Origin of the sequence: Corynebacterium sp. HMSC06G04, from assembly GCF_001807365.1 — a bacterium.
GTDB lineage: Bacteria > Actinomycetota > Actinomycetes > Mycobacteriales > Mycobacteriaceae > Corynebacterium > Corynebacterium simulans.
In genome coordinates this window covers 59,165-84,266 of the sequence record NZ_KV788616.1, presented here as the reverse complement: position 1 = coordinate 84,266, position 25,102 = coordinate 59,165, and the positions used below count along the sequence as shown (strand labels likewise).

The 25,102-nt window shown below is 61.0% G+C and carries 25 protein-coding genes and 4 tRNA genes; 12 read left to right on the top strand and 17 right to left on the bottom strand.

Annotated elements, in window-relative coordinates:
- The first annotated feature begins 39 nt into the window (after nt 1-39).
- Together HMPREF3158_RS06400 and HMPREF3158_RS06395 are read left to right on the top strand one after the other, a co-directional pair.
- The gene (locus HMPREF3158_RS06400) at nt 40-834 is read left to right on the top strand and encodes a siderophore-interacting protein (protein ID WP_062035928.1); all 795 of its coding nucleotides are present in this window, start codon (nt 40-42) and stop codon (nt 832-834) included.
- Nucleotides 835-906: 72 nt separating this feature from the next.
- Entirely contained in the window at nt 907-2,244 is a 1,338-nt protein-coding gene (locus tag HMPREF3158_RS06395) for a cryptochrome/photolyase family protein (RefSeq protein WP_070497770.1), read from the top strand.
- A 379-nt stretch (nt 2,245-2,623) separates the two neighbouring features.
- On the opposite strand, the gene rplA is transcribed toward HMPREF3158_RS06395, so the two are convergent.
- The 9 genes from rplA to HMPREF3158_RS06350 form a co-directional block, all read right to left on the bottom strand.
- On the bottom strand, nt 2,624-3,328 hold the full coding sequence (gene rplA, locus HMPREF3158_RS06390; RefSeq protein WP_061920443.1) for a 50S ribosomal protein L1: 705 nt from the start codon (nt 3,326-3,328) through the stop codon (nt 2,624-2,626).
- A gap of 103 nt (nt 3,329-3,431) precedes the next feature.
- A complete protein-coding gene (gene rplK, locus HMPREF3158_RS06385; RefSeq protein ID WP_061920442.1) occupies nt 3,432-3,875 on the bottom strand; it encodes a 50S ribosomal protein L11 in 444 nt (147 codons plus the stop codon).
- A 209-nt stretch (nt 3,876-4,084) separates the two neighbouring features.
- On the bottom strand, nt 4,085-4,936 hold the full coding sequence (gene nusG, locus HMPREF3158_RS06380) for a transcription termination/antitermination protein NusG (RefSeq protein WP_061920441.1): 852 nt from the start codon (nt 4,934-4,936) through the stop codon (nt 4,085-4,087).
- A gap of 195 nt (nt 4,937-5,131) precedes the next feature.
- Complete coding sequence (secE, locus tag HMPREF3158_RS06375) at nt 5,132-5,464, bottom strand: preprotein translocase subunit SecE (RefSeq protein WP_062035935.1); 333 nt, start codon at nt 5,462-5,464, stop codon at nt 5,132-5,134.
- Nucleotides 5,465-5,488: 24 nt separating this feature from the next.
- Nucleotides 5,489-5,564, bottom strand: a tRNA-Trp gene (locus HMPREF3158_RS06370).
- Nucleotides 5,565-5,693: 129 nt separating this feature from the next.
- A tRNA-Met gene (locus HMPREF3158_RS06365) sits at nt 5,694-5,765 on the bottom strand.
- A gap of 30 nt (nt 5,766-5,795) precedes the next feature.
- Nucleotides 5,796-5,871, bottom strand: a tRNA-Thr gene (locus tag HMPREF3158_RS06360).
- 251 nt (nt 5,872-6,122) lie between these two features.
- Nucleotides 6,123-6,204, bottom strand: a tRNA-Tyr gene (locus HMPREF3158_RS06355).
- 86 nt (nt 6,205-6,290) lie between these two features.
- The gene (locus HMPREF3158_RS06350; RefSeq protein WP_070497768.1) at nt 6,291-7,295 is read right to left on the bottom strand and encodes a polyprenyl synthetase family protein; all 1,005 of its coding nucleotides are present in this window, start codon (nt 7,293-7,295) and stop codon (nt 6,291-6,293) included.
- Nucleotides 7,296-7,394: 99 nt separating this feature from the next.
- Between HMPREF3158_RS06350 and HMPREF3158_RS06345 the strand changes: the two genes are divergently transcribed.
- Nucleotides 7,395-8,654, top strand: a complete 1,260-nt coding sequence (locus HMPREF3158_RS06345; protein ID WP_061920438.1) for a geranylgeranyl reductase family protein — start codon at nt 7,395-7,397, stop codon at nt 8,652-8,654.
- Between the two features lie 103 nt (nt 8,655-8,757).
- Here HMPREF3158_RS06345 and HMPREF3158_RS06340 read toward each other — a convergent pair whose 3' ends face one another.
- From HMPREF3158_RS06340 to HMPREF3158_RS06310, 7 genes are all read right to left on the bottom strand, one after another.
- On the bottom strand, nt 8,758-9,450 hold the full coding sequence (locus HMPREF3158_RS06340) for a demethylmenaquinone methyltransferase (protein WP_061920436.1): 693 nt from the start codon (nt 9,448-9,450) through the stop codon (nt 8,758-8,760).
- Nucleotides 9,451-9,461: 11 nt separating this feature from the next.
- Nucleotides 9,462-10,658, bottom strand: a complete 1,197-nt coding sequence (locus HMPREF3158_RS06335) for a glycosyltransferase family 4 protein (RefSeq protein WP_061920433.1) — start codon at nt 10,656-10,658, stop codon at nt 9,462-9,464.
- 23 nt (nt 10,659-10,681) lie between these two features.
- Nucleotides 10,682-11,206 (bottom strand): DUF3592 domain-containing protein, encoded by a 525-nt coding sequence (locus HMPREF3158_RS06330; RefSeq protein WP_246815643.1) that lies wholly within the window; start codon nt 11,204-11,206, stop codon nt 10,682-10,684.
- A 15-nt stretch (nt 11,207-11,221) separates the two neighbouring features.
- Entirely contained in the window at nt 11,222-12,847 is a 1,626-nt protein-coding gene (menD, locus tag HMPREF3158_RS06325; RefSeq protein WP_070456851.1) for a 2-succinyl-5-enolpyruvyl-6-hydroxy-3-cyclohexene-1-carboxylic-acid synthase, read from the bottom strand.
- A 33-nt stretch (nt 12,848-12,880) separates the two neighbouring features.
- Nucleotides 12,881-13,546 (bottom strand): hypothetical protein, encoded by a 666-nt coding sequence (locus tag HMPREF3158_RS06320; RefSeq protein ID WP_070456848.1) that lies wholly within the window; start codon nt 13,544-13,546, stop codon nt 12,881-12,883.
- Nucleotides 13,547-13,606: 60 nt separating this feature from the next.
- Nucleotides 13,607-16,027, bottom strand: coding sequence for an excinuclease ABC subunit UvrA (locus HMPREF3158_RS06315; RefSeq protein WP_371326200.1), 2,421 nt, complete (start codon nt 16,025-16,027; stop codon nt 13,607-13,609).
- A 155-nt stretch (nt 16,028-16,182) separates the two neighbouring features.
- Nucleotides 16,183-17,202, bottom strand: a complete 1,020-nt coding sequence (locus HMPREF3158_RS06310; RefSeq protein ID WP_070497766.1) for an o-succinylbenzoate synthase — start codon at nt 17,200-17,202, stop codon at nt 16,183-16,185.
- A 76-nt stretch (nt 17,203-17,278) separates the two neighbouring features.
- Between HMPREF3158_RS06310 and HMPREF3158_RS06305 the strand changes: the two genes are divergently transcribed.
- The 9 genes from HMPREF3158_RS06305 (at nt 17,279) to menE (ending at nt 24,399) form a co-directional block, all read left to right on the top strand.
- Nucleotides 17,279-17,740, top strand: coding sequence for a DIP1984 family protein (locus tag HMPREF3158_RS06305; protein ID WP_061920423.1), 462 nt, complete (start codon nt 17,279-17,281; stop codon nt 17,738-17,740).
- Nucleotides 17,741-18,034: 294 nt separating this feature from the next.
- Entirely contained in the window at nt 18,035-19,003 is a 969-nt protein-coding gene (locus HMPREF3158_RS06300; RefSeq protein WP_070497825.1) for a 1,4-dihydroxy-2-naphthoyl-CoA synthase, read from the top strand.
- Nucleotides 19,004-19,018: 15 nt separating this feature from the next.
- On the top strand, nt 19,019-19,168 hold the full coding sequence (locus HMPREF3158_RS12945) for a hypothetical protein (protein WP_162839570.1): 150 nt from the start codon (nt 19,019-19,021) through the stop codon (nt 19,166-19,168).
- Between the two features lie 106 nt (nt 19,169-19,274).
- On the top strand, nt 19,275-19,523 hold the full coding sequence (locus tag HMPREF3158_RS06295) for a hypothetical protein (protein WP_062035960.1): 249 nt from the start codon (nt 19,275-19,277) through the stop codon (nt 19,521-19,523).
- Nucleotides 19,524-19,692: 169 nt separating this feature from the next.
- Nucleotides 19,693-20,859, top strand: coding sequence for a metal ABC transporter substrate-binding protein (locus tag HMPREF3158_RS06290; RefSeq protein WP_062035962.1), 1,167 nt, complete (start codon nt 19,693-19,695; stop codon nt 20,857-20,859).
- A 6-nt stretch (nt 20,860-20,865) separates the two neighbouring features.
- Nucleotides 20,866-21,552, top strand: a complete 687-nt coding sequence (locus HMPREF3158_RS06285) for a metal ABC transporter ATP-binding protein (RefSeq protein WP_070497764.1) — start codon at nt 20,866-20,868, stop codon at nt 21,550-21,552.
- Nucleotides 21,552-22,382 (top strand): metal ABC transporter permease, encoded by an 831-nt coding sequence (locus HMPREF3158_RS06280; protein ID WP_062035966.1) that lies wholly within the window; start codon nt 21,552-21,554, stop codon nt 22,380-22,382. Before HMPREF3158_RS06285 ends, HMPREF3158_RS06280 begins: the two co-directional genes overlap by 1 nt.
- Nucleotides 22,382-23,209 (top strand): metal ABC transporter permease, encoded by an 828-nt coding sequence (locus tag HMPREF3158_RS06275; protein WP_062035968.1) that lies wholly within the window; start codon nt 22,382-22,384, stop codon nt 23,207-23,209. The genes HMPREF3158_RS06280 and HMPREF3158_RS06275 overlap by 1 nt, the downstream gene beginning before the upstream one ends.
- A 56-nt stretch (nt 23,210-23,265) precedes the next feature.
- Nucleotides 23,266-24,399 (top strand): o-succinylbenzoate--CoA ligase, encoded by a 1,134-nt coding sequence (gene menE, locus HMPREF3158_RS06270; protein ID WP_070497762.1) that lies wholly within the window; start codon nt 23,266-23,268, stop codon nt 24,397-24,399.
- Here the strand turns inward: menE and HMPREF3158_RS06265 are convergent, their stop codons facing one another.
- Nucleotides 24,400-25,071, bottom strand: a complete 672-nt coding sequence (locus HMPREF3158_RS06265) for a metal-dependent transcriptional regulator (RefSeq protein WP_062039180.1) — start codon at nt 25,069-25,071, stop codon at nt 24,400-24,402.
- Nucleotides 25,072-25,102: the final 31 nt, after the last annotated feature.

Sequence of the window (25,102 nt, the reverse complement as noted above, 5' to 3'; positions counted from 1 at the left end):
GATGGCTTCGAATTTCTCTTTTACCTAGGAACAATTCCCTTGACGAATCACCGCTTATTGCCCGTTACCCTCACCGGGAACACCCGCCTCAAGCCGCGGCTGCACCGTTTAACTTTTCACTCGCCGGCTTTTAGTGACTACCCCCTAGCCGGGCCTGACGAGTATTTTGGGCTCCTCATGCCCCAAGACGGGCAGAAGTTCTCCCCTTTCCCAGTCGAAGATGCCAATGTTCGTGCTGCCGTCAACGGATTGCCCGACAGCATACGCCCAGCATTACGCTGGTACACAATTCGCAAGCTCAACCAAGAAGCGTGCACCATCGATGTCGACGTTGTGGCCCATGGCGATAATGGCCCGGGCTCACGCTGGATCCTCAATGCCCACCCCGGGGATACCGCCGGAATATATACCGGGCAAGTGCGGTGGCAAGCGCCTAAGAAGTCACAACTATTGCTCGCAGATGCCTCTGCCCTTCCGGCGCTGTGGCACATCCTCGAGCACTACGAAGCCTTGTCACCGGAAACCTTGGGTGCAGTCGACGTCGTTGCCATGATCGCAGACGACGCTGAAGTTGAAGACGGCTTTGAGGAAACGTGGCGCGACAAGGTTCGCTCACTCGCCATGATCACCGCCCCGCACGAGGAACACAGCACGCGCGCTAGCCAGCTTCTTGGATCCCGATTCTCCGCGGATACAGCGCCGGATTCGGTGTGGGTGTCAGGCGAAGGAGACCTGGCCAAAGCAGTGCGCTCGATAGCCGTGCATGACTGGGGTGTACCGCGCGAAGACGTTATCTGGTCCGTGTACTGGATGAAAGGCAAGCCGCGGCCTTAATTCCTTCGCACGCATCTACGCTACATGGCAATCTCTCTGCCCGCTCACCGTGCATCCGTATGCTGGGATACCATGACCACCCTTGTTTGGTTTCGCGATGACCTGCGCCTTTGCGATAACCCCACACTCACCTGGGCTGCTTCCCGGGGCGAGGTTGTTGCCTGCGTCCTCGACGAGCCTGCCTATCCAGGCTCGCGCCCGCTCGGAAGTGCGGCGGCGTGGTGGCGCGAGCGCTCCCTGGCACAATTGCGCACCCGTCTCGCCGAGCATGACATTCCACTGTTGCGCCTAGACGCTGATGCCCGCACGGCCATTCCCCGCCTTGCCCACCAGATTGGCCCAGATGCGGTGCTCTGGAACCGCCACTATCACGTGCGGGATGTCGACGCAGCAGTAAAAGAGTCCCTCACCTCGTCCGGCATCGCTACTCACTCCTTTGCCGGCCACCTCCTCGTTGAGCCCACCGCCATCAGGCCTTATAAAGGCTACACTCCCTTCGCCCGCGCAGCACGCCAGCACCTTGATGACCATCCTCTCGGCGATCCCGTGCCCACCCCTGCGCTTAGTGGCCCAGGCGCGCAGGCCTTTGCCGAGCTTTCCGAGCCCTTCCCCGATGAAGCCCCGCTCCCTTGGCAACAGCGTCTCGCGGACTACTGGGACCCCGGCGAACTCGCCGCCCGGGAAACGGTGGCCGGCCTCGAGCTTGACCACTATGACCGCGACCGTGACTTCTTCGCCCGGCCGGCTACCTCCCGGCTCTCACCGCACCTGCGCTTCGGCGAAATCTCGGTCCGCGAAGTCTGGCAGGCCGCCAGCGAGCTGCCCTGTGATGCCTCCAGCTTCGGCTCCGAGCTGCTCTGGCGCGACTTCGCCTGGCATCGCCTGTACCACGTGCCAGACCTCGCAACAGAGCCTGTGCGAGACAAGTTCCGCGACTTCGATTGGTATTGGGACGGCGGCGGAATCGACACCTCCGGAAAGGACCCGCGCCCGCATCCCCTGCCGGAACTAGAAGCCTGGCGCACGGGCGAGACCGGCATTCCGCTTGTCGACGCCGGAATGCGCGAGCTCTGGCACACCGGCTACATGCATAACCGCGTGCGCATGGTGGTGGGCTCCTTTTTGACGAAGAACCTCGGCATCCACTGGCGCCACGGCGAAGAGTGGTTCTGGGACACGCTTGTCGACGCCGATCCTGCTTCCAATCCCTTCAATTGGCAATGGGTCGCTGGCTGCGGCGATGACGCCTCGCCGTTCTTCCGCATCTTCAACCCGCAGCTGCAAGCCAGCAAATTCGATCCCGACGGCACCTACGTGCGCCAGTGGGCACCACCGCTTAGCCCACCGCCCATCGTGGACCTCAAGCAGTCGCGGCAAGCCGCCTTGGACGCATACCAGGAAATCCGTTAGGCCCGCAGCGTGTTCTAACACGGTCATGCAAGACAGACCGGCGAGACAACAGGAAAACATCGAGGGCCCCGACCTTACGGCCGGGGCCCTCGATGTCTCTCTATGCGCTTTGGATATCGCTGCGGGGTCTCAAGCCGCTGCGCCCTGCAAAGCTCAGGGTGTTCTCTCTATCTCTCATGCGCCTCTCTCAAACGCACAACATAAGTATGGGGCATAGAACTTGCGAGACAATGAATTCAACCTGCAAGTCCCCTGTGCGTTCCTGCCAATTTCCTGAAATTTAGAAAAGGGCAAGAAGGCAAAAAGAATGCCCCAACCGCGACGCGGTCGGGGCGAACCATCAGCGGCGCTTAAAGCGAACCACTAACAGAAGCAGAAATTACTCTGCGTAGTTCTTCTGAACAGAAGCGTCAACCGGGATGCCAGGACCGGAGGTCGTGGAGATGGTTACCTTCTTGACGTACTGGCCCTTAGCAGAGGACGGCTTCAGACGCAGGATCTCATCGTAGAGAGCGCCGTAGTTCTCAGCCAGCTTCTCAGCGTCGAAGGAAGCCTTGCCCAGGATTGCGTGCAGGTTGGAAGCCTTGTCAACACGGAAGGAGATCTTACCGCCCTTGACGTCGGAGATAGCCTTCGCAACGTCAGCGGTGACGGTGCCGGTCTTCGGGTTCGGCATCAGACCACGTGGGCCGAGGACACGTGCAACGCGGCCGACCTTAGCCATCTGGTCCGGGGTAGCGATTGCAACGTCGAAGTCGATGTTGCCCTCGTTGATAGCGGAGATCAGCTCGTCGGTGCCGACGATGTCAGCGCCTGCAGCCTTAGCTGCCTCAGCCTTCTCGCCCTCTGCGAAGACGGCTACGCGAACGTCCTTACCGGTGCCGTTAGGCAGGGAAACGGTGCCGCGAACCAGCTGGTCAGCCTTGCGTGGGTCAACGCCCAGGCGGAAAACGACGTCGACAGTAGCGTCGAAGTTCTTGGAGGAGGTCTCCTTGGCGAGCTTTGCAGCCTCCAGCGGAGAGTACTGACGGGACTTGTCGACGAGCTCAGCAGCCGCCTTGTAAGCCTTAGAGTTGGTGCTCATTTAAGCAATTCCTTTTCTTGGATTGGTGTGGTCTTGGCGGGCCGTAGCTGGCCCTACCACGAGCGACCACACGAGATGGCCGCTCATTTTTTGATGAAGTTGTTTACTTGGCTGGGATGCCGTCGACGGTGATGCCCATGGAACGAGCAGTGCCGGCGATGATGCGAGCACCGTTCTCGATGTCGCGAGCGTTCAGATCCTCGAACTTGGTCTGTGCAATCTCCTTGCACTGATCCCAGGTCACGGAACCGACCTTGTCGGTGTGAGGAACGCCGGAGCCCTTCTTGATGCCAGCGGCCTTCAACAGCAGCTTCGCTGCCGGCGGGGTCTTCAGCTTGAAATCGAAGGAGCGATCCTCGTAAACGGTGATCTCAACAGGCACAACGTTGCCGCGCTGGGACTCAGTCGCAGCGTTGTAAGCCTTGCAGAACTCCATGATGTTGACGCCGTGGGCACCCAGTGCCGGACCAACCGGCGGAGCCGGGTTAGCAGCGCCAGCCTCGATCTGCAGCTTGATGAAGCCAGAAACCTTCTTCTTCGGAGCCATCGAATTACCTCTTTCCTGTGTTACCGGTGCGCTGCCACGATGAATAACAGCGCCCCGTCCGGATGCTCACCTCAAGTGGGCCACCGGGGGAGAAACGTTTAGTTGTCTGTGCACGCAAAAAGGCGCACGGCGTCTCATCTTAGAACACCGTGCGCCCTGCTACCAAATCGCATAGCCTGCCATTTTCCCAGGCTACGCGCCAAGTGGTTTTAGGAGACGCGCTCGATTTCGGTCGGGGAAAGCTCGACTGGAGTCTCGCGGCCGAAGATGGAAACCAAGCCCTGCATCTTACCGGTCTCTGGGTCAATCTCGGAGATGGTTGCAGAAACGGATGCCAGTGGGCCGGAGAGGATTGTAACTGCCTCGCCGACCTCGAAGTCGTGCGCGTAAGCCTTCGCAGCAGCCTTCTCCGGCATTGCGACGACCTGCTCGCCGTCTTGGTCGCCAGCGTTTTGCTTGGACTCCGATGCAGCCTCGTTCGGCATGAGGAACTTGGCGACGTCGCGGATCTTAACCGGGGTCGCATTGCCCTCGTTGCCCACGAAGGAGGTCACGCCAGGGGTTTCGCGAACGACGGACCAGGCGGCGTCGTTAAGCTCCATGCGGACCAGGACGTAGCCCGGCAGCAGCTTGCGCTTGACGATCTTCTTCTTGCCGTCCTTGTTTTCCAGAATCTGCTCGACTGGAACAACAACCTCGAAGATGGAATCCTCAACCTCAAGGGTCTGAGCGCGCATGTCGAGGTTGGTCTTCACCTTGTTCTCGTAGCCGGAATAGCACTGGATGATGTACCACTGGCCCGGCTGCTTCTTCAGCTCGCGGGTGAACTGACGCAGGCGACGGCGGTAGTCATCGTCCTCGGATCCCTCAGCTTCAGCGGCGCTTGCAGCCTCTGCGTCTGCAGCGTTAGATGTGCCTTCAGCGGCTTCTGCACCTTCTGCGGCAGGTGCGTCTGCGGACTCGGAATCAGCCACAGCTTCGGCTGCCTGGTCCTGTACGTTGCCGATGAGGGCCGCTTCGAGGGAGGTTTCTGGCGTTTCGACGTTGTTCTCGTCGCTCATGGTCTTTTACTCCATCCGTTCGCGCGCGAGCTTTAAAGAAGCAGGCGCTTCAAGAATTTTCTGCGCCCTAGCCTACCTGCGTTGCGGCCCCTAAACGAACGCCGCCCCGCCAAGCCACTAGGGCAAAAAGTATCCCGCCGTTTCCCTCGCCTCGCGAGTGAAATCAGCGGGATAAAAGCTTGTATTAAAAGACTACTAAGGAGTCAGAATCTTCTCAACTCCCAGACCGGACAGGGTGTCAACTCCCCAGACAAGGGCAGTCAGGACGATGAGGAAGGCGAAGGTAATAACGGTGTACTGAACCATTTCCTTTGCGGTTGGCCAGACGACCTTCTTCATTTCGGAAGCAACCTCGCTTGGGAAAGCGGCTACACCGCCGCCGACGGTTGCGTCATCTTTTTTGTCCTCTACGCGTACAACTCGCTTGTCGGTGTACGCCTGAGATGAGGTGGTAGCTGCACCGGAGAGCTGGCGCTTACCGGTGGGGCGTGAAGCGCCTGACTTAATCGGCTGCTGTTCATCGCTCACAGCTGGATCCTCCTTGGAAAGTTTTGGCAGGGGCGACAGGACTCGAACCTGCAACCTACGGTTTTGGAGACCGTTGCGCTACCAATTGCGCCACGCCCCTATGCATGTAACTGTCAAAGACAGCATGCACAACCCTACCAGAACTGCGATTTACTTCTAAACCGCCAGCCCTTGGGCCGGAGTCGGTAGTAAAAAAGCGCCCGCGTTGTGGGGCACTTTCCTTTCCCGGTAGCGATGGCGAGAATTGAACTCGCGACACAGCGATTATGAGTCGCTTGCTCTACCACTGAGCTACACCGCCATAATCATGTGCACTAGATGCAGACATGATTGGAGCCCCCTGACAGAATCGAACTGTCGACCTTTTCCTTACCATGGAAACGCTCTGCCGACTGAGCTAAGGGGGCACAGCCTCGTTGAGTAACGAACTTTTTGTTCGCTGTGCTCTCGTTGAAGCCTTGAAAAGATTAACCCGATTTAGTCTAATTACACAAATCGCCAGTTCACTCTGCGTTTTTGAGCTCTTTCAAACGCACGTTTTCGCACACCTTTAGCCCAAGGGGCAGAGTGAGGCGAGCTTGAAGAACACGACCGCTAGATTTCACCCACGACGCGAAAACGAAGAAACCCCGTGGTCGAAACCACGGGGTTTAGATTGTGCCAGGTAGAAGATTCGAACTTCTGAAGGCAATGCCGGCGGATTTACAGTCCGCTCCCTTTGGCCGCTCGGGCAACCTGGCTTGCACTCGAGGTGCGATTAGGTACTTTACTACGAAGTGCCCACCGGCATGCAAATCGGCAGGACACAAGTCCTTTTAGTGCCTGCTTAGCCAACCCGGCGAACCGTGTAATCCGCCAACTGGCGCAGCGCCTCGCTAGCTGCACACTCCGGAAGCACCGAAAGCTGCTCCTCCACAACACGCAGGTAGCCGTGCACATCGTTCATAGCCTTCTCGCGGCCGCCCGAGCGACGCAGAAGGTCGATGGCGTGGTCAACAGACGCGTCGTCGGCAAGCGGGCCTGTCAAAAGCGCACGCAGTTCGTCGCCCACTGGGCCTTCCTCCTCCAGGGCGTAGAGGACCGGCAGGGTAAATACACCCTCGCGGAGATCGGTGCCCGGGGTCTTACCGGATTCTTTCGGGTCGGAGAAAATGTCAATGATGTCGTCGACAATCTGGAAAATCATGCCGATTGCGCCGCCAATCTGACGCAACGCAGCGGCCTGTTCAGGGGTAGCGCTGGAATGATAAGCGCCCAGGTAACCAGCAGACGCGATGAGCACGGCCGTCTTCTCACGGATAACTGCCATGTAGTGATCCACCGCATTAGCCTCGCCCGCGCCGATGGTCTCACGCATCTGGCCGGTGACCAGCTCCTCGAAAGTCTCCGCGAAGTGGCCAACCGTGTGGGTATCAAGCTGGGACATCAGGCGGGAAGCATGCGCCAAGAGGGCGTCGCCAGCCAAAATTGCCACGGAGTTGGTCCAGCGGAAATTGGCGGACTCGACGCCGCGGCGACGCTCAGCCTCATCCATCACATCATCGTGATAGAGCGTTGCGACGTGCACCATTTCAACCACCGTGGCGGCTTTAATGACCTCAGCAGAAGCTGGGCGCTGGCCAAACTCGGAGGCGAGCAAAGCCATCATTGGACGAAAACGCTTTCCGCCTGCACTCGAAAGGTGGCTGACCTTCTCTTTTACGAAGTCCTGCCCACGATCAATTTCATGGTGCAGCAATTCCTCAACGGCAGCCATTCCAGCGCCAATGCGCTCGCTTAGCTGCGGGTCACCCAAGTCCACATGAGTGGCATGAGTCTGGCCGTGAGACATTAACAGCGTTCCTTTAACTCAAAAATGGCAGTGATAATCAGCTACTTACCGTAGTCCATACCACGGCCCTAAACACACTCAAGGTGGCCAACGCGTGCAATGATAGTGCCCATGTCGCAGCAGATCGATAACCCAGAACTTGTAGACGTAGCCATCATCGGCGCAGGGCCGGCAGGTTCCGCCGCCGCTATTCACGCAGTTAAGGCGGGCTACGAAACGCTGCTTATCGACGCCGCGTCTTTCCCCCGTGACAAAACCTGCGGCGACGGGCTCACCCCGCGCGCGATGCATCAGCTGAATCTATTGGGGCTGGACATTAATGCGCAGTATCGCAATAAGGGCTTGAAGCTACACGGTTATGGCGGCTCAGTAACCGCGCCGTGGCCCTCCAGCTACCCGACTTCGGTGGGTACGGCTTTGCCGCGCCACGAGTTCGACAATCTCGTCTTTGCGGCCGCACAGGCTGCAGGTGCAAAGACGTGGACCGGTACGCCTGCGACCGCCCCAGTGGTGGAAAACGGGTCTCTCACCAGTTTCCGCGTTGGTGAGCGCGAAGTGCGTTCCAAGTGGGTGATCGTGGCCGACGGCGTGCGCTCGACCTTTGGCAAGCAGCTAGGACGCGCTTGGCACCAAGACGAGGTCTATGGCATCGCTGCGCGCAGTTATGCGACTTCCACGCACGCAGCGGAGCCGTGGATGCACTCGCATGTGGAGCTGAAGTCGGAGACCGGCGAGGTGCAACCGGGCTATGGCTGGATTTTTCCGCTGGGTGCGGAAATCGGTGAGGTCAACATCGGACTTGGCGCGCTTTCAACGGCGCAGCGTCCGGCCCGTATCAACACCAAGAAGCTGCTTTCTCACTACGCGCAGCAGCAGCGCGCGGACTGGGGCTTAGGCGAAATCACCCGCGTAGCCTCAGCTCTGCTGCCTATGGGCGGTGCGGTCTCAAACGTGGCCGGTGCCAACTGGATGCTCATTGGTGACGCCGCGGCTTGCGTGAACCCGCTCAATGGCGAGGGCATCGACTATGGTTTGGAGACCGCAAAGCTTGCAGTCGAGTTGTTGGGCACCAAGGACTTCACACTGGCCTGGCCAGATCTGTTGCAGACGCAGTACGGCGAGGCTTTCGTCTTGGCGCGCACGGCCGCGCGCTTACTGACTTACCCACAGTTCCTGCCTTTCGCGGGCCCAGTTGCGCTGCGCGGGCCGGTCGGCCGGATGCTGATGCCGGCGGCAGCCCGGCTCATGGGCAACTTGGTCACAGAAGAAGACCGCGACCTCATCGCTCGCGCGTGGCGCCTGGCTGGCCGCGGCGTAGCGGCGGCGCGGCGCAATACGCCGCTGTGGAACTCGCTCTAAGCCCGCGTGCCTTTCCAGATGGTCCCTTTTGCGGGGAGCCTGGCCAAAGCTCGGCAGAGGGCTCGGTGAGTGCTCAGCAGGGCCGGAGCCAGCGTTGCTGGGCCTAGCGCAACGGCTTCGTCGCCGAGTGCAGCGCCACGATGCCGAGCGTCATGTTCTTCCAGCCCGCGCCTTCCCACCCATTGCGGTTGATGGCTGCGGCAAGTTCCTCTTGGTCGGGCCAGGCGCGAATCGAGTCAGCGAGATAGACATAAGCCTCCGGGTTCGACGAAACTAGCTTCGCAATCGGCGGCAGCAGGCGGGTTAAGTATTCCTTGTAGACCGTGCCGAAGACCGGGATGATGGGCTTGGAAAACTCCGCCACTGCAATACGGCCGCCCGGCTTAGTTACGCGAGCCATCTCACGCAGCCCCAGCTCGAAATCGTGGATATTGCGCAGGCCATAAGAGATTGTTACGGCGTCGAAGGTCTCGTCTGCGAAGGGCAACTGCATGCCGTCGCCGGCAACCTTCGGCACATCGCGCTGTGCACCGGCGGCCAGCATGCCGCGGGAGAAGTCGCAGGCCACGCACCACGCGCCGGACTTGGCGAGCTCCTCAGTCGACACAGCCGTGCCCGCCGCCAAGTCGAGGACTTTCTCCCCCGGCCGCAAGTCCAAGCGTTCACGGGTGCGCTTACGCCAGGTCTTATCCTGGCCAAAGGACAGCACCGTGTTAGTGATGTCATACTTGGCACCGACGGCGTCGAACATGCGCGCAACGTCGAAGGGCTTCTTATCGAGATCTGCCTTTGACATAAGTAGCTAGTTTAGGCCACGCGTGCACCGAGGGCACGCGCCGCCCACCGCGGCAGCTCAGGGCGCTGACCCAGGATGGTCAGCGGCACGCGGCGAGTATCTTCCAAGACCTCCTCGTAGTAGCCCAGAAGCTGCTCACACAGCGCCTTCCACGTCTTGGAAGAAATCGACTCGCGGGCATTCGCACGCAACTCCTCGTGGATTTCTGGGTTCAGCAGCGCATCGACGGCGTTGGGGAGATCCTCGACGAAGGTCGCGACTTCGAGAAGCAGCCCGTTGTAGCCCTCCTGAATGAGATCCACTGGGCCTCCGGCGCGCGGCCCAATCGTGGGGACGCCGGAAGCCTGCGCCTCCTGAATGGCCTGGCAGAAGGTTTCGAATTCGCCCGCGTGAACGAAGACGTCGAGAGAGGCATAAGCTTGGGCCAATTCGTCGCCGCCGAGCGCGCCCGTGAAGTAAGCGTTGGGCAGCTGTGCCTCCAGCAGTGGACGCTCTGGGCCATCGCCAACGATGACCAGCTGAATATCGGAGCGATCATTCAGCGCAGCCAGACGGTGCACGCCCTTTTCTGCAGCAAGACGGCCAACGAAACCCACGACCTTCTTGCCGTCTGCGCCCCACTGCTTGCGCAACTGCGCGGAGCGCTTAGACGGGTGGAAACGCTCCGCATCCACACCGCGGCCCCAGTGGCGCACATTTTTGATGTTGTGATCTTCCAAATCGCGGATGGTCAACGAGGAAGGCGCGAGCGTCATCTGGCAGGCGTTGTGGATGGTGCGCAGCCACTCCCAGGTGGCATAAGCCAGCGCGGAAGCGTGGTACTTGGTAGCGAAACCGGCGACGTCAGTTTGGTAGAGCGCCACCGACGGAATGCGTTGCTGACGGGCGGAGAAGGCCCCGGCAGCACCCAGAACAAAGGGGCTGGCCAGGTGGATGATGTCGGGCTTGAACTGCCGCAGTGCCTCGTCCACGGCGGTGGTTGGTACGCCGACAGGCAGCGAATCAATCAACGGGATGCGCACGGTGGGAACCCGCACGATGGGAAAGCCTAAGTAATCCGCGATTTCCTCCTGGCCCTCGCGCGCACCGGGGGCAATGACCAGGGCCTCGTGCCCGGTTTCTGCCAGGTGCTCAAGCACACGCAGCACGGAGTTGGTCACTCCATTGACGTTGGGAAGGAAGGACTCTGCCACAATCGCAACACGCATGGGTTCAATAATCCCCTATTTGCCTAGGATTCCGGTGAAGCCTGCGGAAAATTTTGGTTAACACTTTCATTTGCTTGGCGACGCCGCTCCGCCGCCCGCGTGCTCAATCCCACCGTCCACCATGCTGCCGCGGCAATCAGGCTGGCCACGACCATCGAGGAAAGCGCCGGGAGGATAGACAGCGTCCATTCGCGGCCCTCGACCTTTACTAGGTCAGGGTCACTTTGCGAGTAGAGCACCCAAACCTGTTGGCCCTCCCCCAGCCCGGTGGGATAAAGCAGGCCGGATTGCGGGGATTGGTAGATGCCTTCGGAGTCCTGGAAATCGACGTAGGTTCTTGTGATTCCTACGTCCGTGACCGTCGCCAGCGCGCGGCCCGGATTGGACTCGATGGAGCGATCGTTTAGGAAAGCCCCCACCATCATCCCCAGCATCGCGACAATCGACGCCGCGTACAACGCAATGATGAGCTGATGCAGGCGCCGGCGATACACGACAGGCGTGTAGCGCGGGGCCACTGCCGTCTTCGGCGCCTTGGGCGGCCGCACCGGAAATGCGCCCACCTACTGGCCGACCTTTGCAGTCAGCTCCGCCTGCAGCTGGCGGCGGGTCTCACGGGTGGTGTGTGCTTCGACGATGGTAACTCCGGTGGAGTATTCCTTCAGCTCGGCGAGCGTATCGAGAAGCTCCTGTGGTGTATTCGCCGCGCGGTACTCGGCACCGAAGGCTTCCGCCACCTGTTCCAGTTTCATTCCGTGCGGGGTGCCGAAGGCCTTTTCGAAGGAGGGGCGGAACGGCTCTGCGCCCTGTTCCAGGAGCTCGAAGATGCCGCAGCCGTCATCATTGGCCACCACGATAGTGAGATTTTCCGGGCGGGCCTCGCCTTCTGGAACAAGAAGTGAGGTGGCGTCGTGGAGGAAGGTGACATCGCCAAGCAATGCGATAACGCGCGGGGCGCGCCATGCATCAGCTTCGCGGGATTGGGTGGCCAGCGCGATGCCCATGGCCTGTGCGATGGTGCCGTCGATGCCGGCGGCGCCGCGGGGTGAGAAGGTATCCACGCCGTCGAAAGGCAGGCCTACCAGCGAGGCATCGCGGACCGGGTTCGAGGCGCCTAGGACCAAGGTGTCTTCGACGGAGAGGGTATCCCCCACCGCGGCGGCGACGTGCAGGCCGGTGAAACCAAGCTCCTCGTCCTCAAGGACCTCGCGCACCCCGGAGGAAGCCATCTCAGCGGCGCCCTCGCAGATCTTCAGCCACTCGCGGCTCGGCTCGCCGGTGGTCTTGACCGTGGTACCCAAGGTGGCTTGCTCGCCACGCGGATTGGTGAAATCGGCGCTGCGGGAAAGAACGAAGAGCTCGATATCTGGGTCGTTGATGAGCGCCATGACGCCGCGGTGCAGCGTAGGATGGCCCACCACGATGACCTGCTCGACCTTGGTGTTAACCACGTAATCGTTAGCCGAGACCTGCGCGCGGCGGAAGATATGAGCCGCCGCTGGGTGCACCGGGTGGAATGGTGCCGGCGCAGTGGGCTCGGCGATGGTCGGAACGTCCTCGAGGCCTTGGACCTCCCAAGCTTCGTCGCCGGCGATAACGAGCGTGTTCTTGCTCAAGTCAACCTCGACCTCGCCGTGGTTGACAGGCCGCGGCGTAGGCGCCTTGCGGGAGGTGTGATCAGACGGCTTTTCCGGCAGTGACTCGTGGAGAAGTGGAACGTCAAAGGCAACGTTGATGTGCACCTGCAGGTCACGAGTAAAACGCTGCGCAACCTGCGGAATGTCTGCTTCCTCAGCCACCTGGGTGGTCGCAGCGTAGACGCCGAAAATGCCCTGCTGCTGAATGGTCTGAGAAGCGCCCGTGCCCACCAAGCGTGCGGGACGATCGGCGCTGATGACAGCCAGCGGGGTATGCGAGTGGGCTGCCTCCACCATCGCTGGCAATGCGTTAGCCACGGCAGTGCCAGACGTCATCACAACGCCAACGTGGCGGCGCTGCACGCGCGCCATGCCCAGGGCAGTAAAGGCCGCGGAGCGCTCATCCAAACGAGTGTGAACGCGGATATCCTCGCGAGCCAACAGCGCCAAAGAAAGCGGCGCGTTGCGGGAGCCTGGGCAGATAATGACGTCAGACAGGTGGCGCGCCAATTGCGCAGCCACCGCCTCCGCCAGCTTCATGGAGTCAGTCATGGTGCTCCATAGTACTAGCTGGCGTTTAGGGGCTTAAGCTCCCTGGGAGTTGCCGTTACCGTTGCCATTCCCATTGCCGTTTCCGCCGCCCAGTAGGTCGTTCAGTAGACTCTCTAGGTCCTCGCCACCCTGATCCAGTTGATCCTGTACGTCTGGCGGAAGATCGGTTGGCAGCTGGTCGATCGGGTTTTCACTCTGTGGTGCTTCCTCGGTGACCGTTTCAGTAACGGTGGTGGGCTTTTCCTCAGTAACCGTTGCGGTGGAAGTTACCGTCTCCGGCTGGGAATCCGCCTCGGAGCTGGCGTTGCGCCACATGAAAAACAGTGCGCCGGCCGCGATAACTGCCAGGGCCGCAATAGCAGCGAAGACGCTGGTCAACCCAGAACCGCCGCTCTTACGCTTGCGTTCCGGCTCCACCTCATAGCTGGAGGGCACCGGCTCGTAGCCGGATTCATAGCCAGAGCCATAGCCGCTAGGCTGACCATATCCGCCGGGGCTTGCTTGAGGCGCCGGAGACTGTTGCGCGCCCTGCCCAGGAAATACCTGACGCGGCCGCTCCTCTGACGCGCCGAATTGACGGGTAGCGTCGTTGCTGCCGAAGCCCGAGTTGGAGCCCGGCCCATACCCAGTCACGCGACCAATCTGCCGGGTTTCATCGTCAGAGTAGCCGCCGGAATTATTTCCAAAGTTATTAGCCATGCTCCTAGAAATACCCTATTTTCCTGTAGAAACACAGGCAGAAACCCGCAAGCCGCCTTATTAACTTGCAGCTGCAGCCAGCGCGCCGCCAGTTGGACTGTCCTGCTTGGCAACCTCGCCTGGCGTGCCGGTAGCCACAATCTTTCCGCCCGCTGCACCGGCACCAGGGCCCAGCTCGATGACTGTATCTGCCTCCGCGATGACCGAGAGATTGTGCTCGACCACGACGACGGTCTGCCCGGCGTCGACAAGCTTGTGCAGCTCCGCATTCAGCAAGGCGATGTCCGCTGGGTGCAGACCAGTGGTTGGCTCATCGAGGAGGTAAACCGTGTGCCCGCGGTGGGAATTGCGCGAGCGCTGCAGCTCGGTGGCCAACTTGATGCGCTGGGCCTCACCGCCGGAAAGCTCGGGCGCGCCCTGGCCTAAGCGCAGGTAGCCCAGCCCCACGGCCTGGAGGGTCTCCAGCGCGCGCATGATTGCAGTGACCTGCGCGGAGCCTTCAGCGGCGGCGAATACCTCGTGGGCGTCGTCAACGCTTAACTCTAGGATCTGCGCAATCGTGCGCCCGCCCCACGTCACTTCGAGTGTTTCAGGGTTGTAGCGTTTGCCCTGGCAATCCGGGCATAGCGTGTAAGAACCGGGAAGGAAGACCAACTCAACCTCGATCTGCCCCGCACCGCCGCAGGTAGGGCACTGCCCTTGCTTGACGTTGTAGGAAAAGCGCGAGACCGTCCACTTGCGCTGCTTGGCTTCTAGTGTGTTGGCAAAAAGCTTGCGGACGTGGTCAAAGAGGCCGGTATAGGTCGCGAGCGTCGAGCGCGGCGTGCGGCCAATGGGCTTCTGAGTGATTTGCACCAGGCGGGTGACTTCACCGAGATTTTCTGTGTTTTCGACGCTCCACTGCCGAACCGCGCCGTCGGGTTGTTCCTCGGCGTCGGTCACGGCGGTCGCCTGCTCGCGCAACAGACCTGCAAGAACCGTCGAGACCAACGTGGACTTTCCCGAACCGGAGACACCCGTGACTGCAGTGAAGGCGCCTAATGCAAAGTCCACGTCGAGCCCGCGCAGGTTGCGCGCCTTAATGCCGCGTAAGTGCAGTTGTTTCTCGCTCTTTCGTGGGGTCTCATTCAATGCCAAACGACGCCGCGCCAGCGCCTTACTGGTCGGGGTATCGGCATCATAGTCGGCGACTGGGCCGGAGTACAGTACCTGGCCGCCGCCTTCGCCGGCGTGAGGGCCGACGTCGACAAGCCAGTCAGCTTGTGCGACCAAATCCATGTCGTGCTCAACCAGCAGGACGGTGTTGCCGGCGGCGACGAAGCGGCGGCAGATGTCCATAACGGCTGTGCGCTCCTCTGGGTGCAGGCCAGCGGAGGGCTCGTCCAACACGTAGGTGACGCCGAAGAGCCCCGAGCGCAGCTGCGCGGCGAGGCGGATTCTTTGTAATTCGCCAGCCGAAAGCGTCTCCGTGGGGCGGCCTAGGCTCAGGTGCGCCAGGCCGAGTTCCAGGGCGGAGGTCAAGGCAGGAATAACCTGTTTGAGTAAGAGATCCTCGGCGCTGTTTTCTTCCGGTTTCTGCTTGGCAAGCAACTCGTGGAGCGCATCCAAGGGCAGGTCGTTGAGGGTGTCGATTGGCAGGCCCGCGTAAGTGACCTGCAGCGCGCGCGGATTCAGCCGGCGGCCCTGGCAGGTAGGGCAGGTGTGTGACTCCATGTACTGGAGCGTGCGCTTGCGCAAGCTCTCAGACTGCGTTTCCGCGAGAGTCTTGTTGAGGTAGCTGGCCACCGAGCGCCACGTGCCTTCGTAGTTGCGCTGAATCTGGTCAGCGCCGCGCAGTGGCTTGACGGTGACCACGGGGCGTTCCTCGGTGAAGAGGATCCAGTCTCGGTCTGCGCGCGGGAGCTCGCGCCACGGGGAATCCATGTCATAGCCCAAAGTCATGAGGATGTCATGGAAGTTCTTGCCTGCCCATGCACCGGGCCAGGCGGCGATGGCGCCCTCCTCGATGCTCAAGGACTGGTCCGGAACCATCGACTCCTCGGTCGCCACATGCACCACGCCCGTGCCCTGACACTCCGGACACATCCCCTCGGGCGTATTCGGCGAAAAGGAATCGGAGTACAGGCCTTCTGGGTTATCCCCGGCGCGCGAATAGAGCAGACGCACGGAATTGGAGATGGCGGAAATCGTGCCGGCGGTCGAGCGCGCGCCGCCCGCTGAGGTGGACTGCTCGAGGGCCACTGTGGGTGGAAGGCCTTCAATCTGGCTGACCTGCGGATCCACGGCGGAGCCGATGAGGCGGCGTGCAAAAGGTGCGACGGATTCGAGGTAGCGGCGCTGGCCTTCTCCGTGGATGGTGCCGAAAGCAAGGGAAGACTTACCGGAGCCTGAAACGCCAGTCACGGCGACGACTTTGCCGCGCGGAATATCGACGTCGACGTTGCGCAGGTTATGAAGGTGGGCGTCACGGACGCTAATCATGCCAGTCATGGCCGCCAGCCTACCGCGCGCAAACTCAGACCAACGGTGTACATTTTGCCAATTAGTGGCGGAGATCCTGGCGTTTTCCGGGCGCTAATTGGCAAATTGTGCGGTTTTCCACGCCGCACAAACGCCGTTGCAGATAGAGATAAACCCTAAAGGAACTGCCAACACTCACGCACGCGCGCAAACCACCAATCCCGGCGCTCGGGCGCGGCCGCCAGGCCGGACAAGCGCGCCGGATCCGGTGGGAGCGGGGTGGCGGCAAGGGGCCCATCAATCAGTTGGCGCGGCTCCGTGACGTCTTCGAGGAACAGCGAGCCCGTGGCCAACCCGGCGGCGGCAGGAGTGACGTCGACGTCTTCGTCATCAAGAATCTTCGGCAGCGCCGCGACGGTGGCCAGCCCCATGCCGATTCCCACCGAGGTATCCAAGGCCGAAGCCACCGTAATATCCATGTGGCGGGAACGCAGATGCTTGGCGACGTCGAGCACCCTGCGTACTCCGCCCAAAGGCGCCGGCTTTACCACCGCGACGTCGGCTGCCTGCAGATCAGCCACGCGGTACGGGTCCTCGACCTTGCGGATAGACTCATCTGCCGCAACGCGCACGAAAAGCCCGTTGCGCATCAGCTGGCGACGCACCTCCGCGAGTTCTTCTGCGCTCGCGCAAGGCTGTTCCATATAGTCCAACGGCATCAAAGCCTTGGCTGCCTCGACTGCCTGCTCAACGCTCCAGCCGCCGTTGGCGTCGACGCGAAGGACGGGGACGCGTCCGCGCTCGGTGATGTAGTTGCGTACGGCGGTGACGCGCGCGATGTCGTCGGCAAGCGTCTGGCCCTTCTCTGCAACCTTGATCTTGAAGGTGCGGCAGCCTGGGTAGCACTCCATCACGGCAGGAACCTCGCTGGCAGGCACGGCGGGGATGGTGCCGTTGACCTCGATGAGATCGCGGACTGGTTCCGGGAAGCCTTCATAAGCCGCCTCCAAGCCGGCTGCCAACCAATGTGCCGACTCGGCTGGGCCGTATTCCAGGAAAGGTGAGAACTCGCCCCAGCCTGCAGGACCCTCGATAAGCAATGCTTCGCGGGTTGTTATCCCACGAAACTTCACGGCAAGCGGCAATGAGACAACATGGGCGCGGGATAGGACGTCATCGATATGCATGGCTTTCATGGTAGCGCCCTCAGACCATTGACCCCCTCCCCGCTCTGCGCTATTTTTGGGAACCTATACCAATAAAGGAGGAATTATGCTGCTAGCTGAGGCATTGGCGGAGCGCGCCCAGGCGCAAGAGCGTCTCAATAGCCTGCACGAGCGGCTACTCGCCGTGGTTCGCGTGCAGGAGGGCGATACCCCGGAGGAGGATCCGCAGGAGCTGCTGCGCGAGCTCGACGGCGTGACCGGGCGCATCGATGAGCTGGTGCAGGCCATTAATGCGACAAATATCGCCACCGCCTTCGATGAGAAGATGAACTTAATGGAGGCCCTCGCTCTGCGGGACGGCCTTGTGCGCAAGCGCCGCATCTACCACGACTTGGCGCAGCGGGCGGGCACACGCTCGGATCGTTATTCCCGCAACGAGATTAAGTTTGTCTCCACCATCCCGGTGGCGGATATGCGCAAGCATGTCGACGATCTATCTAAGCAGTACCGCGAATTAGATACCCGCATCCAGCAGCTGAACTGGAATACCGAACTGAAAAACGGATAGTCATGTCGCGCGCCGCATAAAGCGCGCGATGGTAGCCCACACGCCTGCAGCGAGCAGGCCCCCACCCTGGAGGGGAAAGTCGAGGGACACCAGGCCCCCTTTAGCGCTTTAAGGGGCGGGGAGTTCGAGTCTCCCCATGGCATGGAGTACCGCGCTGGTATGGCGTACACGGGTATTGTGCGGGGCAACAACCTCGCAGTATCACGTATTGATTATTACCAGCCTGCTGGGCAGCGTGTGTGGGTGAGGGTTGGGAATGGGGACTATTCTTCTTTTGCCACTAAGCTGGCCGTTATGAGCGAGCAGAAAAAATACAGCACCGATAATCCCTTTCGGCCGGAATTGTGGCATTCCGTAGAGGGTTTTGAAGACCTCACGGATATCACCTATCACCGGCTCAACGGCGAGGGCCGCAAGAACGGCATCGTGCGCATTGCCTTCGACCGCCCTGAGGTGCGCAATGCCTTTCGCCCGCATACCGTAGACGAGCTCTACCGCGCCCTTGACCACGCACGCCGCACCCCAGACGTAGGCACCGTGCTCCTCACCGGCAATGGGCCGAGTGAAAAGGACGGCGGCTGGGCGTTCTGCTCTGGCGGCGACCAGCGCATTCGCGGCCGCTCCGGGTACCGCTACGCCACCGAGCACGCCCACGATGATGCCACCGCTGATGAATCCACCGTGGACACCGCCCGCGAGAAGGTCGAAGGCGGCCGCCTGCACATCTTGGAGGTCCAGCGCCTTATCCGCACCATGCCCAAGGTGGTCATCGCCGTAGTCAATGGCTGGGCTGCCGGCGGCGGGCATTCCCTGCACGTGGTCTGCGACATGACCATCGCTTCCCGTCAAGAGGCCCGTTTCAAGCAGACCGACGCCGACGTCGGATCCTTCGACGCCGGTTATGGCTCGGCCTACTTGGCAAAGATGGTGGGCCAGAAGTACGCCCGCGAAATCTTCTTCTTGGGCCGCACTTACGACGCGCAGCGCATGTACGAGATGGGCGCCGTCAACGAGGTCGTCGATCACGCCGACTTGGAAGATGCCGCCATCCAGATGGGCCGCGAAATCAACGGCAAGTCCCCGACAGCCCAGCGCATGCTGAAGTTCGCCTTCAACCTGACCGATGACGGTCTCATGGGCCAGCAGGTCTTCGCCGGCGAGGCGACCCGCCTGGCATACATGACTGACGAGGCCGTCGAGGGCAAAGAGGCATTCCTCGAAAAGCGTGATCCACAGTGGGAGCAGTTCCCGTACTACTACTAGTCAGGAGTTGGCACGATGTGGATTTTCGCCATCGGCTTGGCCACACTTGCGCTGGCGGGCGTCATCGGCTCGCGCGTATGGATGCTTCGCCACATCAAAGACGCCGAAAGGCGTGGGGAGCGTCCCTTCGATCAGGAGGACACCCCGCGCAATCCGTACATGTAGGAAGGCATAGACGCTGCGGGGAATGTCGTGAGGCATCTCTGGGACCAAGGTGAGACATCATAAACTTTTGTGGATATGTCCATAGTTCATACGTAAAGTGTCGAGCATGAAACTCAGCAACTCATTCGCCATGCTCGCAGCACGCGTCGTCCTGGGCGTAATCCTCGTCGCCCTGCAGATGGTGGGCGCTGGCATCTTTGCCAACCACTTCTCCTCCGGCATCTTCGTTTCCGATGGCGGCTGGGAACTGGTTGGACTCATCGCCGTCGCCGGCCTCATGCTCGTTGCCGCCGGCCCGGGCATGCACTCCTTGGACCAGCTCCTCTTCAGCAAAAAGGCAAAAGTAGCCAACTAAGGCCACCACTTCCTAACCTCTCACTTCATCCATTGAAGTGAGAGGATTTTTTAAGTTTTAGCTGCTCAAGAAGGAGATAGGACTGCCTAAGTTCATAATATTGAACAATCTAGTTCAAGGGTGCTAGTGTTTGTTGAGTTCACTTCTCCCAATGCAAAGGAAGTTCATGATGAGCTCAAATCACAGCACCCCACGCCGGCCCCTACAGCGCATTCTCGCAGGCACCTGCGCCCTAGCACTCGGCGCCAGCCTCGCCGCTTGCAGCGCCTCGAAAGAATCCACCGACGCCGCAAAACCGAAGGACGGCGACACCGTCAAGGCCGTGGCCACGACTACCCAGATCTGCGACTACCTCACCCAGATAGCCGCCGGCGGCGTCAAGCTCCACAAGGTCGACTCCCAAGGTGCAGAGACCACCTCCGGCGAGGGCCCAGTGACCCTCGACCTCACCTGTTTGCTCGCCCCCAACGCCAGCGCCCACGAGCACGAGATGACCCCACAGCAGATGCAGGCGCTCTCCCAGGCCGACTACATGTTCGTCAACGGAGTCGACCTCGAGCACTTCCTCGACCAAGCCGTGGACTCCTCCGGCTTCCACGGCGTCATGGCCGTGACCTCGGGCGTCAAGAGCGAAGGCATGAGCGATGGCAACGGCAAGTACACCATCGACGAGGGCATCGAACACGTGAGCCCGCGCCCGTGGCCTTTCCCGGGGGAGGACGGCGAGGCCCCAGAATTCAAGTACGACCCGCACGTGTGGACCTCCCCGAAGCAGGCCAAGATTCAGGTCGACAACATCGTCAACACGTTGTCCCAGGCCTCCCCGCAAGCCAAGGACGCCTTCACCGCCGCCGGCAAGAAGTACACCGACCAGCTGGAGGACCTCGACAAGTGGGCCAGCGATTCCATGTCCGCAGTTCCTGAGCAAGACCGCGTGCTCTTCTCTTCCCACGACGCCTTCGGCTACTTCTCTAACGAGTATGGCGTGAAATTCATCGGCTCCGCACTGTCTGACTTCAACCACCAGCAGGACGCCACCTCGAGCCACATCGATGAGCAGGTAAAGAAGGTCCGCGAGTCCGGCGCCAAGGCCATCTTTGCGGAGAATTCCAACAACTCGAAGTCCATCGAGGCCATCGCCCGCGCCGCAGGCGTCAAGGCGGTTACATCCGACGACGCTTTGTACGGCGACTCGCTAGGTGTGCCAGGCAGTGAGGGCGAGACCTACATCGGATCCATCGTCCACAACATCAACACCCTGGTCAGCGCCTGGGACTCCAAGCAGCAACCGTTGCCAGAATCGCTGCAGGAATTCGACTTCGCCAAGCGCAAGTAGCTCTTTATGTCTTCCCCATTAGTCACTCTGCACAATGCCACCTGCGGCTATGGCGCCCGGGATATCCTCACCGACGTTGATCTTGAGATCCGCGCGGGCGAGGCCGTGGCGCTCCTAGGTTCCAACGGCGCGGGCAAATCTACCCTGCTCAAGGCAATCACTGGCCTGGCTGCCTTGCGCGGCATGGCCACCATCGACGCCTCGCTCGGCTACGTCCCGCAGTATCAAGACTCCGACCTGAGTTTTCCCGTCACGGCTTACAAGGTCGTGGAAATGGGCCTTTTGCCCTCAGTGAGCTGGTGGCACAGGTGCACGAGCATGCGTAGCTACCGCGGCCACGTACTCAATGCCCTGCGACAAGTGGGGATGGAGCACCTCGCCGAGACGCGGTTTGGCCAGCTCTCGGGTGGGCAGCGCCAGCGCGTGCTCATCGCGCGCGCGTTGGTTTCGGCCCCGGAGCTGGTGCTTCTCGACGAACCCTTCAACGGGCTTGATCAAGAAAGTCGCCGAATCCTGATTCAGATCATTGCGGATCTCAAGGAAGCAGGTATCGCCCTGCTCGTTTCCACTCACGACCCCATCTTGGCGCAGCACACCTGCGACTGGGCGGCGTTTGTGCTCGACGGCAAGGTCCGCACCATGGGAACCGAGGAAGCAGTGGAAACCTATATGGAGCAAGGCGCGCGACTGTGATGGAGCAGATTCTCTTCGCCCCGTACCTGCGCAATGCTTTCCTCTTCCTGCTGTGCCTATCGATTGCGGGAGCTGCCATTAGCGTCCTCGTTAATCTCCGCCGCATGGAATTTACGGTGGAAGCCCTCGTGCACTCGGTTTTTCCGGGCATCGTGGTAGGGCTCATCGTGGGCGGCATCCCGGGCATCGTGCCGGGTGCGGCCGCGGTGGCCACGGTGACGGTGCTGGTGCTGGCTTCTCTGGGTTCTGGGCGGCGCCAGTCAGCGCGGAAGCTGGATATGGAAGCCGGAACGGCCGTGGTACTGACCTTTATGTACGGCATCGGCGTGGTCATCAGTTTGGCCTATGGCGACAAGTCCGGGCAGCTGGAGGCACTCATGTTTGGCCGGCTTCTCGACGTCACGCAGTCCAGGCTGGCAACCTCCGTCACGCTCTGCGTGATTGCGGCACTGCTCATCCTGACAACCTGGCGCATGCAGATTCTCGTCGCTTTCGATACAGCAGCGGCCCGCGCCATGGGCGTCAACGTGGCGGCTTATGAGCTCATTGCGAATATCGCGGTTGGCCTAATCGTGGTGGCAGCTAGCTCGGCAGTGGGTGTGTTGCTGGTTATCGGTTTTATTGTCATTCCAGGCCTCTCAGCGCGCTTGATCGCAGGATCCCCGCGCAGCATGTGCTTTTGGGCTGCGGGTTTGTCCACGCTGGCAGTGGTGGTGGGATTTGCCATCATGTTGTCCCAAACCACGCATCAGATTTCGCCGCAGGCAATTGTCAGCTTGATGCTGGTTGCCACCGTGCCGCTAGCAGGCTTGAAGGGGGTATTTAGCTGATGGGACTGTCTCATCTTGATCCAGAGATCCTGCGGTTGCCCCTCCTTGAGGCCATCGCTGTGGGATGTTTATCTGGCTTAGTTGGAACCTTGATGGTCATGGGCAAGCGCGTCTTTTTCGCCGAGAGCCTGTCGCACGGAATCTTCCCCGGCGCGGTGCTCGGTGTAGTAGTGGCCAACCTTCTGAGCTTGAATCTCTCCACGGGTTTGATGGTGGGCGCGGCACTGTTTTGCCTGCCTTTGGCCTGGCTTATGCGGTGGTTGAGTACCGTCGAAGGCATTTCTTCGACCGCTGCCGCCGGCGTGACGCTCACCTTGGGATTTTCCCTGGGCATCTTGTTGCTGCGCTGGTTCCAACCGCTACCTATCCACGTGGATAGCTTTCTCGTGGGCTCGCTGACCACTGTCAATGCGCAGGATGTCTGGTTTGTCGGCGCCCTGGTGGTGGTCAGCCTTGGCGTGCTGGTGGCATTTCGCCGGACGTTGGTCTCCTTCTACTTCGACCAGACATCCTTCCGTGCACAAGGCGGAAAGCCCGGCCGCTATGACTTGCTTACCCTCACGCTTATCAGCGTGACCATGGTGGTGGTGATTCCCGCGGTGGGCACTATCTTGTCCCTGGCGCTGCTGGTAGCCCCGGCGGCGGCGTTACAGCCGTGGATCAAGCACCCGACCCAGCTCATGCTCGGTGCCGGTATCGCGGGCATTGCGCTGGCATGCGGCGGGCTCTGGCTGGCGGCCGCACTCAGTTTGTCGGCGGGCGGCTGCATCGCGGTGCTGGCGGGTGTGTTCTATTTGCTCAGCATGGGGCTGCGCGCCTTGCTCTAAACGCCCGGCGCGCCGCCTCCCGGGACGAGCGATATGCCCGGGTAACCTGATTATTCGTGACTCATATCCTCGCCCCACTCCCAGTCGATCCCCGCAATCCCGCAGCTATTTTGGATGAGCTCGAAAAAGCCATCGCTGGGCAGACCACACTCTTGCCCCTTCCCGCAGCGGACCGCACGCGGGCGGAATTGCTGCGCAACCACATGCGCGCGGGCGAATCGATTGCTGAGGACATTGCTTTGGTGGTGGCTACCTCGGGTTCCACGGGCACACCGAAGGGTGCGCAGCTAAGCCCGCTTAACCTGGTGGCGAGTGCGGATGCCACCCATTCTTTCCTGGGTGGACCCGGCCAATGGCTACTGGCCATGCCCGCCCACCACATCGCGGGCATCCAGGTGCTCGTGCGCTCGTTGGTGGCGGGGGTGGAGCCACTGTGCCTCGACCTGTCTCAAGGCTTTAACATCACCGAGTTCGCCCGCGCAGCAGAAGAGCTCGCTCACACCGAGGACCGCATGTACACCGCGCTCACGCCAATGCAGCTGCACAAGGCACTCGATTCGCTGGACGGCATCCAGGCACTGCGCCGTTTCAACTCCATCCTGGTGGGTGGAGCAGCGCCGCATCCCCAGCTGTTGGAATCTGCGCGCAAGCTCGACATCACCGTGGTAACCACCTATGGCTCCTCGGAGACTGCGGGCGGTTGCGTCTACAACGGCACTCCCCTGCCCGGCACCGAGGTGCGCATCGGGGACGATAACCGCATTTTCCTGGGCGGGCCGACCATTGCGCAGGGCTACCGCAATGTGGAATCGCGCGACTTCGTCGATGGCTGGTTCGCCACTTCCGACGCCGGAGAGCTCGACGCCCACGGTCAGCTCACCGTCACTGGACGTCTGGACAACATCATCAATTCGGGCGGCCTGAAGTTGCACCCAGAACAGCTGGAACAGCTCTTGTTGCAGGTTCCGGGCGTCGACAGTGCATGCGTGGTGGGCATCCCTGATCCGCGTCTTGGTCAGATGATCGCCGCAGCTTACACCGGCTGGGCTTCGCGCACCGACATCCTCGAAGCGCTCGATGACCTGCCTCGGTGGCAGATTCCGCGCGAGATTATCCGCATTGCTGAGATGCCGCTGACCGGCCCCGGCAAGGTGGACCGTCGTGGTGTCGCAGGGCTCTTTAAGAACTGATTAGGTTTCGTTAGCGCGCACTGTCACGTCGGCGGCCGCGACTTCCGCAAGGGAGAACTCCTTGTCCCCTGCGTGCAGGTTGAGCAGGCCCGCAACGCGGGAATCAACTACGACCTCGACGCCCAAGCCGACGCCGTGGCTGTCGAGGTAGCGCAACAGCTCGGTGTCCCCGTCGCATACCCGCTCGATGGTGACAGGGGTGTGAAGGGGGACGTCGTCAAGCGTGAGCGTGCCAAGGTCCTCGATGCTGCCCTGCGCATCGGGGATGGGATCGCCGTGGGGATCGCGCTGAGGATGGCCCAGGTGCTGATCGAGGCGATCGATGAAGCGATCGGAGCATGCATGCTCGAGGAGATCGGCGTCCTCGTGAACCTCGTCCCAGGTGTACCCCAGTTCTTTAACCAGGAAGGTCTCGAGGAGACGATGGCGGCGGACCATGCCCATGGACAGTGCCTGCCCCTCTGGGGTCAGCGAAACGCCAGCGTAGCGCTCGTGTTCCACCAGCCCTTGGGCAACGAGACGCTTTACGGCTTCGGACGCCGTGGGCACCTTTTGGTTCAATCGCCCCGCCAGTTCTTTGAGCGCGATGGGCGCGCCGCCAGAGTGCTCGGAGAGGTCCCACAGGGCTTTGAGGTAGTCCTGGGTACGTTCAGGGAGATCGCTTAAGTGCATGACATTCATCGTAGTAAAGGCCTTGCCCCGC